Source organism: Thiothrix subterranea (assembly GCF_016772315.1).
Taxonomy (GTDB): domain Bacteria; phylum Pseudomonadota; class Gammaproteobacteria; order Thiotrichales; family Thiotrichaceae; genus Thiothrix; species Thiothrix subterranea.
In genome coordinates this window covers 2934940-2952856 of the sequence record NZ_CP053482.1, presented here as the reverse complement: position 1 = coordinate 2952856, position 17917 = coordinate 2934940, and the positions used below count along the sequence as shown (strand labels likewise).

Annotated in this window: 14 protein-coding genes; 4 read left to right on the top strand and 10 right to left on the bottom strand. The window is 50.0% G+C overall.

Annotated elements, in window-relative coordinates; genetic code table 11:
• Nucleotides 1-124: 124 nt before the first annotated feature.
• The 6 genes from HMY34_RS14635 to HMY34_RS14610 form a co-directional block, all read right to left on the bottom strand.
• A complete protein-coding gene (locus HMY34_RS14635; RefSeq protein ID WP_202716188.1) occupies nt 125-1141 on the bottom strand; it encodes a hypothetical protein in 1017 nt (338 codons plus the stop codon).
• Nucleotides 1142-1357: 216 nt separating this feature from the next.
• Complete coding sequence (locus tag HMY34_RS14630; RefSeq protein ID WP_202716187.1) at nt 1358-3310, bottom strand: adenylate/guanylate cyclase domain-containing protein; 1953 nt, start codon at nt 3308-3310, stop codon at nt 1358-1360.
• 20 nt (nt 3311-3330) lie between these two features.
• Entirely contained in the window at nt 3331-5190 is a 1860-nt protein-coding gene (locus HMY34_RS14625) for a FecR family protein (RefSeq protein ID WP_202716186.1), read from the bottom strand.
• A 26-nt stretch (nt 5191-5216) separates the two neighbouring features.
• Nucleotides 5217-5948, bottom strand: coding sequence for a Crp/Fnr family transcriptional regulator (locus tag HMY34_RS14620; protein WP_202716185.1), 732 nt, complete (start codon nt 5946-5948; stop codon nt 5217-5219).
• Nucleotides 5949-5955: 7 nt separating this feature from the next.
• The gene (locus HMY34_RS14615; RefSeq protein ID WP_202716184.1) at nt 5956-7134 is read right to left on the bottom strand and encodes a glycosyltransferase family 4 protein; all 1179 of its coding nucleotides are present in this window, start codon (nt 7132-7134) and stop codon (nt 5956-5958) included.
• Between the two features lie 15 nt (nt 7135-7149).
• Nucleotides 7150-9006, bottom strand: coding sequence for a peptide-binding protein (locus HMY34_RS14610; RefSeq protein WP_202716183.1), 1857 nt, complete (start codon nt 9004-9006; stop codon nt 7150-7152).
• A 65-nt stretch (nt 9007-9071) separates the two neighbouring features.
• Between HMY34_RS14610 and HMY34_RS14605 the strand changes: the two genes are divergently transcribed.
• From HMY34_RS14605 to HMY34_RS14590, 4 genes are all read left to right on the top strand, one after another.
• Complete coding sequence (locus tag HMY34_RS14605) at nt 9072-9863, top strand: enoyl-ACP reductase FabI (protein WP_202716182.1); 792 nt, start codon at nt 9072-9074, stop codon at nt 9861-9863.
• Nucleotides 9864-9954: 91 nt separating this feature from the next.
• Nucleotides 9955-11202, top strand: coding sequence for an alpha/beta hydrolase family protein (locus HMY34_RS14600; protein WP_202716181.1), 1248 nt, complete (start codon nt 9955-9957; stop codon nt 11200-11202).
• 65 nt (nt 11203-11267) lie between these two features.
• Entirely contained in the window at nt 11268-13313 is a 2046-nt protein-coding gene (locus HMY34_RS14595) for a DEAD/DEAH box helicase (protein WP_202716180.1), read from the top strand.
• A gap of 9 nt (nt 13314-13322) precedes the next feature.
• On the top strand, nt 13323-14225 hold the full coding sequence (locus tag HMY34_RS14590; RefSeq protein ID WP_202716179.1) for an ATP-grasp domain-containing protein: 903 nt from the start codon (nt 13323-13325) through the stop codon (nt 14223-14225).
• Here the strand turns inward: HMY34_RS14590 and HMY34_RS14585 are convergent.
• Genes HMY34_RS14585 through HMY34_RS14570 form a run of 4 tightly spaced genes read right to left on the bottom strand, consistent with a single transcriptional unit; the run spans nt 14177 to nt 17824 of the window.
• Nucleotides 14177-14980 carry a DUF4340 domain-containing protein gene (locus tag HMY34_RS14585; protein WP_202716178.1) on the bottom strand — a complete coding sequence of 268 codons (804 nt, stop codon included), beginning with the start codon at nt 14978-14980 and terminating at the stop codon, nt 14177-14179. The genes HMY34_RS14590 and HMY34_RS14585 overlap by 49 nt on opposite strands.
• A gap of 1 nt (nt 14981) precedes the next feature.
• Complete coding sequence (locus tag HMY34_RS14580) at nt 14982-16382, bottom strand: GldG family protein (protein WP_202716177.1); 1401 nt, start codon at nt 16380-16382, stop codon at nt 14982-14984.
• 6 nt (nt 16383-16388) lie between these two features.
• Complete coding sequence (locus HMY34_RS14575) at nt 16389-17150, bottom strand: ABC transporter permease (protein ID WP_202716176.1); 762 nt, start codon at nt 17148-17150, stop codon at nt 16389-16391.
• Nucleotides 17147-17824: an ABC transporter ATP-binding protein gene (locus HMY34_RS14570; protein WP_266096935.1), complete on the bottom strand. Its 678-nt coding sequence runs from the start codon at nt 17822-17824 to the stop codon at nt 17147-17149. Before HMY34_RS14570 ends, HMY34_RS14575 begins: the two co-directional genes overlap by 4 nt.
• Nucleotides 17825-17917 lie beyond the last annotated feature (93 nt).

Below are 17917 nucleotides of genomic sequence, written 5' to 3'. Positions count from 1 at the left end.
AATGAATGGTGAGGAAAGTTTAATTAATGGAAAAAGATCACCACTGAAACCATCAGCAGTTCCAGAAAAAATCTTTATAAATCAATGAAATTTTAAGAGAAAGAGGATTATGACTGAGTTGTCATCAATCGAGTTGATGCTCAAACGTGATGCCGAGCATATTGCCGAGGGGGAGATCAAACAGAGGGATTTCACGGTCTTGTGATTTGTCTAGGGTGTACTTGACGGCAATACGGTCACTATTCGTTATTTTTTTACTTAAACCAAGTTCCAAACGCGCTTGGGTTTGATTACGCACCCCCTCACTGAACAATGCCCGATTATAGGCATCATCGTCACGCTTATAAGACAGGGTTGCCCCTAGGCTAGGTGACCAACCCGCCATACTTTCACCATTCCAACTTCCGGACAGATCCAAGCCAACCCGACTACCACCGGGTCGACTCCCTAGCGCGTGATCATAATTGAGAATTATACCCGTCGAGAGTTGCCCACCTTCGGGCAATAATTGTTGGCGTTTGATTCCAGCATCCACAAAAACAGCATTTTGCTCGGCTTGTTGCGGGTAAACGTCATAACGCGCCCCAATACTTGCACGAGTATTCCGCACAACATCGGTATTTTCTATTGACAATACTTGGTGGTAAACCCCGCCAAGACTCGCTCGCGTATTACCATCAGGGTCAGAGACCAGCGAAAAATGCGCCTCTTTAGCCGATTCATCCGCTTGCCATTGACGACCAGCAGCTAACCCCGTCATATTATAATCCGGCTCATCGGGGTAGACTTGTTGCAATGCCGCCGCATAATCCGTGCCACCGTGAGTATTCATCACCTGATAAGTCCCCCTAACATTCACAAAAGAAGACGACAGCGGGCGACTGCGTTCGTCGACTTGCAAATTAACTTTTCCATCACCAAAAGGATTGTTGATACTCAAGTTTTCATGGCGTGTGCCCAGATTCACATTATCCAAATAGCCTATGGATGTGGACAAGGTTATTTGTCCTTTAAGCGATTCCTCTGGTGCGGAGCTACGTTGTTGCAACTGCTCAGGTAAGCAAACACCATGCTGAAATAAGACTAGCCATTGTTGAATATAACGTTGCAAAGAAGCTTCCAATACGGAGGGTTCATTCATTAACCCCCTTAATTGATCACTCACCGTATCTAACGTTGCTTGATCACCTGCTTGACATGCTTGAGCCGCACTATCTAACCAGTATTCCACATCAATCGTTTGAACCGGCTCAGCAATAACAAATTTTGGCAAACCGCACGTTAATAACAACCCTAAACTTATCGCAACACTATAACGATATTCAAAACGAACCCATTGCATCAAGCTAACTCCCTGCTATTCAGATGGTTTTAAAGTGTAAATAGCGACGCGATTTTCTCGACCTTTCAAGGCAATAGCCCCACGACTCACCAACGGGTATTCCTGACTTAGGCACTCAACCGTCTGTTGACTGACCACCAGTGGTTCTTTGATTTCTCTAGCTAATGTTTGTAAACGTGCCGCAACATTCACTGCATCACCGATAGCGGTATAAGCATGGCGGAAACGTGTGCCTAAATCACCGACGATAACCTCGCCAGTATGCACACCAATTCTCACCAACATTGGCTCGCCTTTCAATAAATCACGTTGTATTAAATTCTGATTAAACGCGCTGATGGCTGCTAACATATCAATAGCAGCTTGCACGCCTTTGTCTGCATGGTCTTCATTATTAAAGGGAGCATTCCAAAATACCATTGCAGCATCTCCCATGTATTTATCGAGAGTGCCTCCGTGCTTATGCACCACCAGCGTTAAGCATTCCAATATTTGTTGAGTTAAAGATGCAATTTCTTCCGGTGTAGAATATTCCGCCCGCTGCGTAAAATTGGCAATATCAGCAAACAGAATTGTCAAATTACGACGGCTAGGAATCAATAAATCCGTGCGTCCATCATCCACCAGATGATCCACTAACGCAGCAGGCAAATAATCCTGAAATACATGCCGCAAACGCCCAGCAGCACGTTGTGCGATCCACCATTCGACAGGAATTTGAAAGACCAAGAAAAATAAAAATAACATTACCGGGTGAATAGGCAGAAACCATTGATAATCAAGCCATACCCAGAATCCAAAACCCAACCACCCAACAATCATTAATACGGTAACAGTCACAACTGCACTAGCACTGATCCCACCCATCAACATGGCATACAGTATAACCAGTCCTACAAAGCCTAAAAGCCACGAGCCTTTATCCAGAGAAAAACTTGGCGAATTACTTTTATTAGACAATAACCAATCTAAAAGCTGCACATGTACACTAACACCAGGAACATTATTGTGTAGCGGAGTCGCTTGCTGATCACCTAACCCTGGTGCTGTACCTGCAAGAAAAACCATGCCATTTTTTAAACGACTGATATACTCTGAATCAACCTCGCCGCGTAACACATCAATCGCAGGTATACTGATAATATAATCTTTATGAATTAAATACGGTATGCGCCACTTACCCTCATTATCGACCACAAGCGGCGAAGTGGAGCCTTCACCTAATAAATGACGCAATTCAAGTTGCCAACCGTTAGCATGTTCAGTAAATGAAAAATCATAGGGCTTATCTGCGTTTGAATAACAACGCAGCATTTCCAACGCTAACATTGGGAAAAGATGGTCTTGCCAACGCACAAAAGGGTTAACTTGTGTAATCATTCCTTCGTTATTTTTAATCGAAGTGATATGTCCTACACAGCGGGCGCTGGATAACAACTCATTGTTACCAATGTAACCGTTCGCTACGGGGAACACTTGACTAAGTGCTGGCTCGGTCATCGCTAACCCAGTACTTAAATGACCACTGAAAAAAGCATCTTCCGGGAGATTTTCTAAATCGAAAGCCTGAGCAAATACTACCGGTTTCTGCTGAGAAATAGCGAGAAGCGCCTGATTACCCTTGATATCGCGATCATCAGGCATATACATATCTAATCCAACAACACCAACGTCATACTGATTAAATAAAATTTCCAGTAATTCCGCATAGCGCTGGCGCGACCAAGGCCAGTCCTCACCATTTTTCTGCTTGCGTAATTCATTAATACTTTCAGCATCGATCTGAACTACCACTACATAAGGGGAATGCTTATTAATAGCAGTTCCCCATTGTTGATAAGCATTCCACAAACGCGTCTGTGCACTACTGTATAAACCGCTGGGATTCCAGACAGACACTAATAACAGAACCAATACACCAACACCTAACGATGCCAGCCGACTTAAGTGAGGCAACCAACCTCTCACTTACAAACGCTCAGCCATCATCATTGTTCGATTTCCCAAGAAATACCACCAAACGTATCCTTGTTTGTGTCAATGGATTTGTAGAAACCATACGCTGCACTGTGAAGTGTTGTATCGTCTCCAGCAACTGCACCACGGATCACTGTAAACCTGTCCTTACGATCATCGGTTAAAATCCCATCTTTAGACACAGTACCCGTAGCTGATATAACATCATTATAAACATCGGATGACACTTTAAACTCGGTTGCAAACACCGCTGAATCACTGTTCTCTACATTAATCCGCAATTTCGCATCGCTCACGGTTGCGGCGGTGTATTGCGTACCTTCTCGCACAAATGCTTCAGAACCAACCGGTTTGAAAGCATAACTGGCAGGCTTTACAGGTAATTGATTAGTATAATTTTTCAAACGAGTTACTGCGTAATACGCATTTGAAGTAATCAACGCATATTCCTGATTAACTTGTTCACTTAAAGGGATAGCGCCAATACCAGATGCCGGATTCCAACGCCCTATTTTGACCACAGGCACTGTGCTAACGGGCGGCTGTGTGGCTACAGGAGGTATCTTAGGCGCCACCGTATCACCACCCACATCAATAACAGACTCTACCGGACCTGATACTGGTGGTGGCTGTATAGGTGCAACAGTATCACCATCAACATTAATAACGGATTCTGTTGGGCCTGATACGGGCTGCGGCTGCTCCGCAGGGGCAACGAATTGTGCCAATTCTACTGCTTTAGATAACTGCTCAGCCTTGGCTGCATCAACTAGCGCCTCAACAGTACCACCTGAAATTGCAGCATTCACATTTTCTAATACGGTTGGTTTGGCTTCAGTAATTACCTGCGTCACCTTCTCAAAATTGCTTACCACTAGAGCTGTTTTGGTAGTGGAGGTATCGTTTGCTGTTTTGGTGTCGCTTGCTGTTTTGGTATCGCTTGCTGTTTTGGTGTCGCTTGCCGTTTTGGTGTCGCTTGCCGTTTTGGTGTCGCTTGCCGTTTTGGTGTCGCTTGCCGTTTTGGTGTCGCTTGCCGTTTTGGTGTCGCTTGCCGTTTTGGTGTCGCTTGCCGTTTTGGTGTCGCTTGCCGTTTTGGTGTCGCTTGCCGTTTTGGTGTCGCTTGCCGTTTTGGTGTCGCTTGCCGTTTTGGTGTCACTCCCTTCATCAGCATCGTCTGCCTCAGACTGAGAAGACTTGATGCGACTAGGTTGTGCAACAGGGACAAAAGCTGGCCTGAATTGACCCGCCTTCAATACTAACGCCAAACCACGCTGTGACTCGGATAGAGATTCCGCGCTGTCTCCTCCACAGGGTCCAAACGCTAAGCGTTGACAACTAGCGTTAAAACTAGACATCACAATCTCGCCAGAACTCAAGCTAACATGGGTTTGCAGATCACTGGTTTTTACAGTAAATTCAGTCCCACGAATACCAATAGCAGCAATCGGCGTATTGAGACGATAACGGTGCTTCGCTGCCTGCCCACCTTTGCCTGTCTTGCTAACTACTTCGCCATCGACTAACTCCAAACGAATTTCGCTGGCAGACGGATTTGCCGGGTCAAAATAATACTTTTCGATGTCAAACACACTGTTAGCGCGAATTTGTTCAGTGGCGCCGTCAATCATGCTCAAACCAACTTGACTTCTGTCATGAACAGTCAATCGGCTACCTTCATGGATGTCCATCCCTTTAGAAACAGGCATAACAATGCCGTCATCCGTCTGTAATTCTGCTTGCCCCACTAAAAACACTACTTTACCGACTGAAGCACGTGATGAAACATTCATAGACTCGTCGGCACTTACTTGAGCAATAAAGATTGCTCCTATAACTGTGACCGCCCCTACGAGCGCTGATATGTATTTCATATATTGATCTCCCAATGAAGCCCTAACTATTCCTCTGTTTCCTTGACTAACGATCCTTCGCCATGCATCGCTCGTTCTTCTAGTACTTCAGGTTGCAAAACCACTATTTTTCTTTTATCCCTCTTTATTATACCCTCTTTTACAAGCGTTTGCATCGCTCTTGATACCGTTTCGCGCGTTGTATTCACCATCCCTGCAATCTCCTGTTGTGTCGGCACATTTTCCAATGTCACTGTACTGGTTTCCGCGTGAAGATCAGGGGAACGCACCATCCTCGCCAGCATCACATAGACCCTCGCGTGCGCAGAGGGAATGCTAAGCAGCATCTGACGACCAGATGCCTGTCGAATAACTTGCGCGAACCTGATCAACAAGCGCTCAATTACAGACGGATAATTATAAAAAAGGTTCAATGCATGTCGCTTAGATAGAAAAGCAACCACAGATTCTTTGATTGCGACAATAGAAGCAGAACGTGGGGCACCATCAATCACAGACAATTCGCCAAAATAATCACCTGGCTGAATAACGTGCAAAAAAACTTCCTTTCCTTGTAAAGTATAATCTACCACGTGTAACTGACCCGCTAACAGAAATAGCAACTCCCCATCTGTTGCCCCTTTTTGCAAAATAATATCGCGCTTTTCATAGCGACGAACCGTGAGTTGTTTAAGAATAATACCTAAAGCAACGTCATCCAACCCTTCCAGCAAGGAAACCTTACGTAACGATGCAACTGTTAATTTTGTTGGAGTCATATAAATATCAAATACTCATGCATTGTAAAATATTGATCATGTCTTCCTTACGCGCCGCCCACGTCACTCGATGTTGAGGCGCAACGCTCGCCATTCCCGAATCATCTAGTATATTAGTAAAAGTTATGTATTCTGCAAGTGCTAACCTTATTTCCTCAGTGTTTTCTGGCGTCACCAAACGTGCTAAGCCACCTGCTGCTTCCTGCATCGCTCCACGATTTGAAGTAATCACCGGCGTTCCAACTGACAGAGCCTCCAGAATCGGCATACCGAACCCTTCAAACAATGATACATACACAAATACATGCGCTAATTTATACAAATATGGAACATCTTCTTCTGGTACATACCCTAACCAGCGTACATTTTCGACTGACTCTATTCTTCGTAATATATCGTCTGCCAACCAACCCTGCTCACCCACCAACACCAAAGGATAAGCCCTGCGCGATGCCTCAGGCAAACCTGCATAAGCATCCAATAAACGCATGAAATTTTTTCGTGGCTCAAACGTTCCTACCGATAAAATAAAACGTTTGGGAAGGCTGTATTTTGCGCAAATCAACGCTTCTTGTGTGACACTTAAATTGTAAAAATGTTCACCAACAGCGGGACTCACTACAAAAATAGGGGGCAGAACTAAGGATTTCCCCAAAGACTTATTCACGTCTAACGCTGTAGCACTAGACACGACTGTAATGACAGTAGCACGCTGTACAGTAGCAGGTAAATATTTGTTTAAAAACCTAACACGATCGACAGGGTGACAATCAGGGTAATGGATATGCGATAAGTCATGAATCGTCAATATACTTTTATAGTGCCAAAATTGGGGAATAGCATAGTTCCCACCCCAAAAAATATAGTCCTGATAACGCCTCTGCCGATGATACAACAGGACTGACTGCCAATATCCATTAAGCTCCCTGATGTAAGGTACATGTTTCAATACTTTTTTCACACCGCCACTTTTTGGCAACGTCAACGCTTCCTGCACATTAGACTTTTCTGGAAATAAAAACGCTAATAATTGTTGACGATTTAATATCTTCGCCCCACAGATGCCCACCACATCATCAACTCTCTTATCACAAATCAACTCACGCAATAAGTAAAAAATATAATTACCGACTCCCGTTCGACGGCGCAACAATGGACAAATATCAACCAAAAGTTTAATACTCATTAATTTATTGACACCTTACTGCGTATACTTCTGCATCGCCGCAGGCACGTAATTTTCCAACGGCAAACTCCCTCGATTCAGCCCCAGCTTGGTCATTTGCAAATTCTGAATGCGCTTATCCACAAACGATAACGACTGCCGCCGCATCAAAAACGTGTACGGCTGATCGTCAACCATAATCCGCTCGGCTTGTTGCCACAACGGCATCCGCTCCGCCTCATTGACGGTTGCGCGTGCTTGATCAATCAGCTTATCCAGCTCAGGATTTTTATAGCTAATGCTATTATCGCCATCAGTTTTCGCTTGGGTACTGTGGAACATCTGGAAAATGTCGGTTTCAATTCCACTCGTCCAACCCAGCGTGATTGCATCGAAATCTTTTTTGTTCAACGACTCCAGCATCACCGGCCATTCTTGTGGGAACGGCTCTAACTTCACCCCGGCTCGTGCATACAAATCTTTCAGCAACAACACCATGCGCTTGGTGTCTTCGTTCGCTTCAAAGTAAGTCAGCTTGAATTCAAACGGATTGCCCGCCTGATCTTCCAGCAAACCATCACCATTGCGGTCTTCGTAACCTACTTCCTTCAGCAACGCCTGCGCCTTTTCCAGATTGAATTCCCACGGCTGCAAGCTGGTGTTGTGCTGCTTACTGGTATTGCTGAACGGGCTAACTGCTGGCTCGGCATAACCGAGGAAAATATCCTGAATCACCCGCGACACATCGGTCAAATGCGACATGGCTTGGCGCACGCGCTTATCCGCAAAGCGCGTGGGCTTACCGTCACGCTCCTGATTCCAGCCAATGTAGCTATACCCTGCCACGGGCGGCATGTATTCAAAATTATGGCTTTTCTCCATAATTTGCGCGTCATTTTTCAAACTGGCGTATTCATTTGGGCGAGCGCTATACGCATCAATCTGCCCATTGCGGTAGGTAGTCAAACGCGCACTGTCATTCTGAATGATTTTCCACAACACGCGGTTAAACGGCGGCTGCACATCGCCCCAATAACGCTCATTGCGCACCAATTCCACACTCCCCGCATCCGGTCGCCAGCCTTTCGGATCGGCTAAACGGTAAGGGCCACTGCCCAGCAATAAACCTTTGGATTCATTGAATTCTTGCGGCTTTTGCAAATACGGCTCGTAAAAGTGCTTCGGCAAAATGCTCAAGCCGCCTGCCAAATCAAACGCCTCGAAGTATGGCTCTTTGTACACAAACACCACTTCGTATTTGCCATTCGCTTTGACTTCTTTGATTTTATCGAGGTAAGCGCGTTGACGCGGCGCTTGAATCGCCTCGGTCATAATGAATTGGAAACTGAACACAATGTCATCCGCCGTCAGCGGCACGCCATCGGAAAATGTCACGTCATCGCGCATCTGAAAGGTAATCGTTAAACCGTCGGGGCTAACTTGCCAGCTTTTCGCGATCAGCCCTTCCCATGCCAGTGTATCGGGGTTGCGCGTCACCAAACTTTCGAGCACGTAACCCTGCACTTCCGACGCATACGCATCGCCGGAAACCAACGGTGTCAAGGTTTTGAGGTTAGTGCCGAATGCATCCACCGACCAATCGCCTTGCGCATAATCCGGCTGTTGCGTCATCGCATGGGCGCGTTGGAAGGCGGGGGAAATGCCGGATGCTGTACCCGCGTTCGCGTCCGCGCTCTGCTGACGCACTGCGCCACTGGCTAAGGCGGCTCGCAATTCGCGAATGTCTTTCGCTTGTTCCGTCATGGTGGCTTGCACGTCGCCCAATTTCAGCCATTGCCGATCAATCTGGTACATGGTCAACAGCATCAATACGATCACCAAGGTGATCAGCACAGTCAGCAAGCCGTTGGTGGCACTCGATCGTTTTTGCATACGCTTGTTCATTTACTGCATAATTCAGGGGATTACAGCATAACATTAACGCAACAGGAGTTCACATGGGTTTTCTGACCGGCAAACGCGCATTGATTACCGGGGTCGCCAGCGACCGTTCCATCGCCTACGGCATTGCACAAGCCATGCACCGCGAAGGCGCGGAACTGGCGTTCACCTACCAAAATGACAAATTAAAAGGTCGCGTGGAAAAATTCGCGGCGCAATTCGGTTCGAGCATCGTGATTCCCTGCGAAGTGGCGGAAGATGCCAGCATTGAAGCCGCCTTCCAACAATTGGCTACCCATTGGGATGGTTTGGATATTGTGGTGCATTCCATCGCGTTCGCCCCCAAAGAGCAATTATCGGGCAGCATCGTGGATAACACCACCCGCGACGGCTCAAGCATTGCCCACGACATTAGCGCGTACAGCTTTTTAGCATTGGCACGTTACGCGAAGCCGATGATGGCGGGGCGCAATGGCTCAATGTTAGCACTGAGCTATTTGGGGGCAGTGGCGGCGATTCCGAATTACAACGTCATGGGCATGGCGAAAGCGAGTTTGGAAGCGGGTGTGCGTTTCATGGCAGCCGATTTGGGGCCACAAGGGATTCGCGTGAATGCGATTTCCGCAGGGCCTATTCGCACACTGGCTGCGTCGGGTATCGCCGGTTTCCGCAAAATGTTGGATCATTTCGAGAAATACGCGCCACTGCGCCGCAACGTGACCATTGAAGAAGTGGGCAATGCGGCGGCCTTCCTGTGCTCTGATTTAGCATCGGGGATTACGGGTGAAATCACTTATGTGGATGGGGGGTGGAATATCCTCGGCATGTCAGGGTTGGGCGAGGAGTAATGATGGCGGGGAACACTTGAACCAAATACTTTACTTATTCGACAGATAATCTATATTTTTGTCTACTATTGGTAAATTTGGAGTGTTCCCCATGCGTTTAGCACCCTATCGCGGCTTATTGCGACATACTTATGTGTTATTGATAAGCAGCTTACTCATCAGCGCGTGTGGTGGCGGGAGTAATTCCACCACAGCGGGACCGGCTAATCTCTCTGATAATGCGAGTGACCAACCCCTAATAATTGCGCCCGTTGCCGCCCCCATTCCCCCACGCATTACCAACGCACGTGGTGCTTTGCTGGACGACGGTGAGTTACGCAAAACCAATAGCATTACCGACAGCACACAAGCCATCCGTGAAGCAGCGGATAGAACCCCCGAAGTCATCCCGCTCTACGCCGTCCAACAATACCGCCTGACTTACCTAACACCGGATAAAGCAGGCAATCTCATTACCGCATCCGGCATTGTTGCTGTACCGCAAAAACCCGCAGGCGTAAAAAGTCCCCTACTCAGTTTCCAACACGGTACAATTTTTTACGACCGTGACGCGCCCAGTAATGATACGGATGCGAAATCCCCCGTGAATATTCTAGCGTCGCTAGGATACATCGTCGTTGCAGCGGATTATGTCGGCTATGGCGCATCTTCCGACACCCCTCACCCGTATTTGCAACGCGATCCGTCAGCCAATGCCGTCATCGACTTTATCACGGCCTCACGGCAATGGCTGGCAGAACAACGGCTTCCGCTGAATGAACAACTGTTTCTCACGGGTTATTCTGAAGGCGGCTATGTCACTCTCGCGGCGCAACAGACGCTAGAAGCAGCCGGTACACCGATTACTGCCAGCGTTGCCGGTGCAGGCCCCTATGATTTGCGCTATACACTCGACAATTTGCTTGGCAAAAAAGCGCTGCTTGCCAGTGCAGGGAACGCGCTGGGTTTTGGTCGCCCTGCTCCAGCCGCCAAATATCCCGGTAAATTTGATGAACTGCTGGTCGATACGCTGCTGTATTTTCTCATCCCTGAAAACAGTGACGCTGAGTTTGACAAAACCTTCCTGCTCGACTGGATGGCAGATGATTATGACACGCTCTACCGCAATAGCGTCTACGAATGGCAAGCCAAAACCCCGACCCGCTTGACGCATGGACGCGACGACACAACGGTACCGTTTGGCAATGCCACCCGCGCCTTGGAAGGAATGCGGGCAAAAGGCACGCCCGACCTTGATCTAACGGAATGTGTCGCAGCACCGTCTGACCACACCAACTGCATCAAGCCCTACGCGCAAACCATGTTGCAATACTTCGGTGGCTTTGCACGGGACTTATAGAAAGGCATTTATCTTAGGAGGAAACTAGCGCATAATGCCCGGTTTCCTCCTCACTCTGAAGCCCCATGTCCCCAGAAACAAACACACCTCCCACGTTCGCCGAATTCGGCCTTGCCGCCCCCGTGCTGCAAGCCGTCCTAGACCTCGGCTATGAAACCCCGTCAGCCATTCAAGCTGAAACCATCCCTTACCTGCTGGCAGGTCGCGATGTCCTCGGACAAGCGCAAACCGGCACAGGTAAAACTGCTGCATTCGCCCTACCCCTGCTCTCACGATTGGACATGAGCAAGACCGGGCCACAAATTCTCGTCCTCGCGCCGACCCGCGAACTGGCGATTCAAGTTGCCGAAGCGTTTCAGAAATACGCGGGCAAACTCCCCGGCTTCCACGTCATGCCGATTTACGGCGGGCAAGATTACCGCACGCAATTCCGCCAACTGGAACGCGGCGTACAAGTCGTGGTCGGCACACCGGGTCGCGTCATGGATCACCTGCGCCGTGGTTCACTCAAACTCGACGGCTTGCAAGCACTGGTGCTGGATGAAGCTGACGAAATGTTGCGCATGGGCTTCGTCGATGACATCGAATGGATCATGGAGCAAACCCCGCCACAACGCCAAATCGCGCTGTTCTCCGCGACCATGCCCCCCGCAATTCACCGCATTGCGCAAAGCTATTTGACCGACCCTGCCGAAGTCAAAATCAAGGTCAAAACCACCACCGCCGACACCATCCGTCAGCGTTACTGGTTGGTCAGCGGCTTGCACAAGCTCGACGCACTGACCCGCATCCTCGAAGCGGAACCGTTTGATGCCGTTATTCTGTTCGTGCGCACCAAAAATGAAACCGTGGAACTGGCGGACAAACTGCAAGCACGCGGTTACAACGCGGTTGCCCTCAACGGTGACATTGCGCAAAACGTGCGCGAACGCACCATCGACCAGTTGAAGAAAGGCAAAATCGACATCCTCGTCGCTACCGACGTCGCCGCACGCGGCTTGGATGTGGAACGCATCAGCCACGTCATCAACTACGACATTCCCACCGACACCGAATCCTACGTCCACCGCATCGGGCGTACCGGGCGTGCCGGGCGTAGCGGCGAAGCGATTTTGTTCGTATCACCGCGTGAACGTCACTTGCTGCGTAACATCGAACGCGCCACCCGCAAACCGATTGATCTGATGGAATTGCCTTCCACTGATGTCATCAACAATATGCGGATCGCACAATTCAGCCAACGCATCACCGACACGCTGGCAGAAGAAGGCTTGGATTTCTTCTCGCAATTGCTGGAAGGTTACGAGCGCGAACACAATGTTCCCGCACTCGAAATTGCGGCGGCACTTGCCAAAATGCTGCAAGGCGATTCGCCCTTGTTGCTGGAAGAGCGCAAAAATCACCCGGCTTTCAACCCAAATGCGGCGCGTGAACGTGAGCAAGAACAACGCCCCGGTAAGCGCAAATCCAACGCTGCCAACTCCGCGTTCAGCAGCGACGACGACACCATTCCAATGGAACGTTTCCGCATTGCGGTTGGGCGTTCGCACGGCGTCAAACCGGGCAATATCGTCGGTGCGATTGCGAATGAAGCAGGCTTAGACAGCCGCTACATCGGTTATATCGAAATTCAAGACGATTGCAGCTTGGTCGATTTGCCAGCAGGAATGCCGAAAGACATTTTGCACGAATTGCGTACTGCACGGGTTGCTGGGCAAATGTTGAATATCGAACCAGCGGGTGAAGCAGCAGCGGATTATTCCCCCAACAAACCCAGTGGTGGCGGTCAACGCCGTGACCGTGGTGGCGATGATCGTCGCCCGCCACAACGTCGCGATGGCCCACCGCCGCGCCGTGACGGTGGTGCAGGTCGTGGCGGTGATCGCCCCGATCGTCGCCCGCGCACTGAAAAGGAACGCGCCCCGTTTGCAGGCGGTGACAAGCCGCGCTTTGCCGACGAAAAACCCAAGTTCAGTGCGGACAAGCCGCGCTTTGCTGACGACAAGCCCAAGTTCGGTGGTGACAAACCCCCAGCACGCAAGCCTGCCGTCAAAAAAGCCGCGCCAGACAAGGACAAAGGTAAACCCAAGCGTCCACCGCCTGCCGCTTAAGTCATTGCCGTGAAACGTTGCGCCTTCCTGAGCATGGCAAGTTTGGAGAAGTTCGTCTGCTACGACGCGCTTCTCCATGCTCCGCTAAAACGCTACGGTTGGCACGCGGAAACGGTAGACTGGCGTGATAACAGCATTGACTGGAATCAGTTTGATGCTGTTATTATCCGCTCCTGCTGGGATTACCAGAATAATCCCGCGCAATTCCTCGCTGTCCTCGCCACCATTGAAAATTCCCGCGCCAATCTAGCCAATTCGCTGGAGGTGGTACGTTGGAATCTCAGCAAAATCTACCTACGCGACCTAGAAGCCAAAGGCATTCCGATTGTGCCGACTGAATGGTTTCATGGTTTGGACGTAGCAGCCTTACCTCCCCTCTTCACTCACTGGCAGACGCCGGAAATCATTATCAAACCTGTCATCAGTGCCTGTGCCGATGATACCTTCCGCCTCACACCCACCGCCCTCACCCAGCAAGCCAAAACGCTGGCAACACTGTTCCAAGAACGCGATTGCATGGTGCAACCGTTCATCCCCGTCATCGTCACCGAAGGCGAGTATTCGCTGTTCTTTTTTGGGGATGAATACAGCCACACGATTCTAAAAACCCCCAAATCCGGCGATTTTCGCGTGCAGGAAGAACACGGTGGGCAATTGCAAAGCGTTGAACCGGAAGCGATATTGCTGGAACTGAGCCGCGCGGCACTGGCGGCTATCCCCGAACCGACGCTCTACGCCCGTGTTGATTGGGTACGCACCGACAACGGCTTTGCGCTGATGGAATTAGAACTGATCGAGCCGTCGCTGTATTTCAATATGGATGCGGCATCCGCCGAGCGATTTGCACGGGTATTTGCAGCAGGCTATTTTAGGGGTAGTAAAGCCTTGCGCTGTGTCTCGGCACATACGTAACGTATACCTGAGACAATATTAGCCAAAATAAGTTCGCCTTCATCTGACAATAAATCCAGTGTCAACTTATTACCATCATCCAAAGTCAGCACAACCTTGCCCTGACTCGCTTCGCTCGCATACGCCTCAACCCGCAACGCATCGGCGGATTGCCATTTTTGCAGCAAGCCCGCTGCACTGGCATTGAAACCAGCGGGTAACGACACCGCTTTCACCGTGCGTCCTTCCGGCACCAGTTTATTTGCCACCAAGGTTGTCGCCTCCCCCGTCAGCAAACCAAATACCGCTTCCGACACCAATTTGACCTTGCCGTCATGCAACAGGTAACGCTTGCGGGAAATGGGATTTTCCGCCCCAAATATCACGGTTTCAGCATTGAAAGCGAGACTGGCACTGCCCGGTTCAAGCCCGTATTGCTTGAGGTCTTTGCCTGCCGCGTCATAACTGGCGGTCACGGTTTCATCCAGTAGCGTAAACAATTGGCTGATGCGGGTAGCGTTAGCATCAACCTGTTTTGGCTCAAGCATTCGCCAACGCTCCCCGGCGCGTTCCAGCCGAATCACTTCCGGCGTGGCACTCCCCAATTCGCGGGTAATCGTCACGCGGGTAATATCCCCCCGCGTCAGGCGCAATAAAGTGTCGGGCTGGGCAGCCGGTTGCTGCATTTGCCACCATGCTAACGCCCCCAAGCCTCCCACCAGCACCAACAACGCAAGGTTCAACACCCAGCGCCGCGTTTGTGTCACATTACTCATCTCAACGTCTCCGTCTGCGCCACCAAATCCACAACCCTGCCGCCAATAAGCCCAGCGGCAAGACAAACAGGAAGAACGTACCCAACACCGCACCCGCCGTTTCACTCAATTCCAATTGCGTATCGGGGGCGCGAATCACCGGCACTTTCAGCAAACTGTCATCAGCACTCAACCAATTGAAAATATTGCTGGCAAGATCCAAATTCGCCCCCTGCCCAATGAAGCTATTCAGCATGAAATCGCTATCGCCCATGACGACAACCCGCTGTTCGCTTCGGCTGCGCTCAGCGACCGTTTCCAACTGCCGTACCAAACTCACGCCGAGCGGCACTGGCCCTGGCTGATCATCGCTACCCTCGTCGAATTTCACCGCGCCTTCCAATACCCCACTGCTTTCCAACCAACTCGCGGGCAAGGTGTACAGAAACTCCTCCGCTTGCCACACGAGCGCCCCCGCTTGCGTACCGGCTTGCGGGTCACGCGCCACCAGCGTTGCAAACGGAAACACGGTTTGCTTGCCCGCTAATTTGCTCACCAGCTCCGCTTTGCCATAATCCACCACTGGCACGACAGCAGGGTGATTAATCCCCAACATCGCTTGCAAATCTTCATTGGCATCAATCACCGTACCGGTGTGAATTTGCAAACCCAGCAATTCCTCCAACGCTTGCAGCCCGCGTAAACCACCGGGATCTTGCAACCACAACAAATTACCGCCTTGTTCCACATAGGTTTTCAATACCGCGACTTCACCGGGCAAGAAATCCTGTTGCGGCGCTGCAATCACCGCAAAACTGGCATTCTGTGGAATCGACTGGGTGCGTACCAGATTATGCGGTTGCACCAAAAACCCGCTGCGTTGCAATTGCGCCACCAATTGCGACATGCCGGTGGACTCGGACGATAAGGGTTGGCGTTCACCATGCCCCTCCAAAAACACCACCAAACGCTCACCGCCCCGACTCATGCGCTGAATCGCATTGCCAATGGTTTGCTCACTGGCAGAATCCATCACCTCGCTGCGCTCCCCCAAATGAATCGCCAACTGCCCGGAATGCTCAATCCCATCTTGCTGCGCCCGTGCGGGGTCAAGATCAGGGTTCACAAATTCCAGCGTGGTATCCGGCTTCACCCGCTGATATTTCGCCACCAAATCCTTCACTTGCGTCTGCAAGGTCGGGTTATCGGGAATGTAGGCAATAAACGCCAACGGCTGATCCAGATTTTTCAATAAGGTTTGCGTCGGCGCAGACAGGCTATTGCGACCACTTTGCGTCCAATCCGCCACAAACGTGAATTCGCGGCTCAAAAAACCCAGTAGCCCAATCACCAACACCACTAACAGATAAAAAATAGCATTGTGCAGCCCAAGCCAACGGTGGGACGTTTTAGTCATTTTCATTGTTGCTTACCCCTGTAACCGATCATTATCGAGTTTGCGGATGGTCAAAATCAGAAATCCCGCAATAAACAGCCCGTAATACACCAGATCACTGCTATTAAACATACCACCTGCAAACGACAAAAAATGCCCGAATGCCGACAAATACACGAACAATTCACTCGCCGAGCCTTGCGCATTCCCCGACTGATACAACACATCCAACAGCAACAAAAACCCAAACGTCGTCACAGCAGCAATCACCGGCTGCCGCGCTAACGACGACAAAAACAAACCCGCTGCCGCAAACGCTGCCAATAACAACAGCAACCCTAAGCTGGCGGCGGCTAATTGCCCCCAATCCAACGGTGTCGCAATTGCCAACGACAGCGGCATCAACGCCACTAATGCGACGAACAGCACGACAAACCCCAATATACTCAAATACTTACCCAACACAATCTGCGTATTGGAAACCGGCGAAGAGGTCAATAAAATCAAGGTTTGATTCATGCGCTCTTCCGCAAACAAGCGCATCGTAATCAACGGCGTGACCACCAACATAATCGACGCGGCGGTTGAAAACAAAAACGGAATCAGCGCTTCACTAATCCCTGCCATATCCTCTGCCCCCACAGCATTTGCTTGCGTTTGCAAGGTGTATTCATTCACCCCCAGCAAAAACATCCACGCCAAAATAAATTGCACCACCGCCAAAATGCTCCACGCCAACGGCGACACAAACATGCGGCGAAACTCGGTACTCGCGATTACCCAAATAGCCCTCATGCTGCCACCTCCTGCTGCGTATCACTCAGGGCTTCTTCGCGGAAAATCAGGTCGAAAAACACTTTTTCCAAGGATTCCACCCCATCCAACGTACCGTTAAACACCGTTTTGCCTCGATTAAGAATTTGCACCCGATCACACACCGCCTGCACTTCCGGCAAAATGTGGGTCGATAAAATAATCCCGTGATCCTTACCCAATTCACGGATCAAACTGCGAATTTCGCGAATTTGAATCGGGTCCAAACCCACCGTCGGTTCATCCAAAATCACCACCGCTGGGTTATGCAAAATGGCCTGTGCAATTCCCACCCGCTGCCGAAACCCCTTGGAAAGGTTGCCAATCAGCCGCTTATTAACTGCTTGCAAACCACAACGCTCACTGGCGTAATCCACTGCCTTGCGACACTGCGCGGCGGGTACGTTACGCAAACGGGCGCAATAATGCAGGTATTCGCTCACCGTCAAATCGCGGTACACCGGCGGCTGCTCCGGCAAATAGCCGAGTTGCTGCTTGGCTTGGCGTGGCTCATCCAATAAGTCGATGCCATTGATCTTAATTTCACCCGTGCTGGGGGCGAGATTGCCGGTCAACATTTGCATAGTGGTCGATTTTCCCGCACCATTTGGCCCCAGCAAGCCCAATACCTCGCCTTTGTCCAAGACAACTTCCAAATTATTTACGGCGCAGTGCTCGCTGTAGTAGCGTGATAATCCTACTGCACTAATCAACCTATCTTGATGATTTACCATGTAACTTGCCCTTGT

Bases quoted from the DNA above. Each gene is read 5' to 3' on its own strand.
- HMY34_RS14635 (WP_202716188.1), bottom strand. From the start codon at position 1,141: ATGAATGAACCCTCCGTATTGGAAGCTTCTTTGCAACGTTATATTCAA.
- HMY34_RS14625 (WP_202716186.1), bottom strand. From the start codon at position 5,190: ATGAAATACATATCAGCGCTCGTAGGGGCGGTCACAGTTATAGGAGCA.
- HMY34_RS14620 (WP_202716185.1), bottom strand. From the start codon at position 5,948: ATGACTCCAACAAAATTAACAGTTGCATCGTTACGTAAGGTTTCCTTG.
- HMY34_RS14615 (WP_202716184.1), bottom strand. From the start codon at position 7,134: ATGAGTATTAAACTTTTGGTTGATATTTGTCCATTGTTGCGCCGTCGA.
- HMY34_RS14610 (WP_202716183.1), bottom strand. From the start codon at position 9,006: ATGCAAAAACGATCGAGTGCCACCAACGGCTTGCTGACTGTGCTGATC.
- HMY34_RS14605 (WP_202716182.1), top strand. From the start codon at position 9,072: ATGGGTTTTCTGACCGGCAAACGCGCATTGATTACCGGGGTCGCCAGC.
- HMY34_RS14600 (WP_202716181.1), top strand. From the start codon at position 9,955: ATGCGTTTAGCACCCTATCGCGGCTTATTGCGACATACTTATGTGTTA.
- HMY34_RS14595 (WP_202716180.1), top strand. From the start codon at position 11,268: ATGTCCCCAGAAACAAACACACCTCCCACGTTCGCCGAATTCGGCCTT.
- HMY34_RS14585 (WP_202716178.1), bottom strand. From the start codon at position 14,980: ATGAGTAATGTGACACAAACGCGGCGCTGGGTGTTGAACCTTGCGTTG.
- HMY34_RS14580 (WP_202716177.1), bottom strand. From the start codon at position 16,382: ATGAAAATGACTAAAACGTCCCACCGTTGGCTTGGGCTGCACAATGCT.
- HMY34_RS14575 (WP_202716176.1), bottom strand. From the start codon at position 17,150: ATGAGGGCTATTTGGGTAATCGCGAGTACCGAGTTTCGCCGCATGTTT.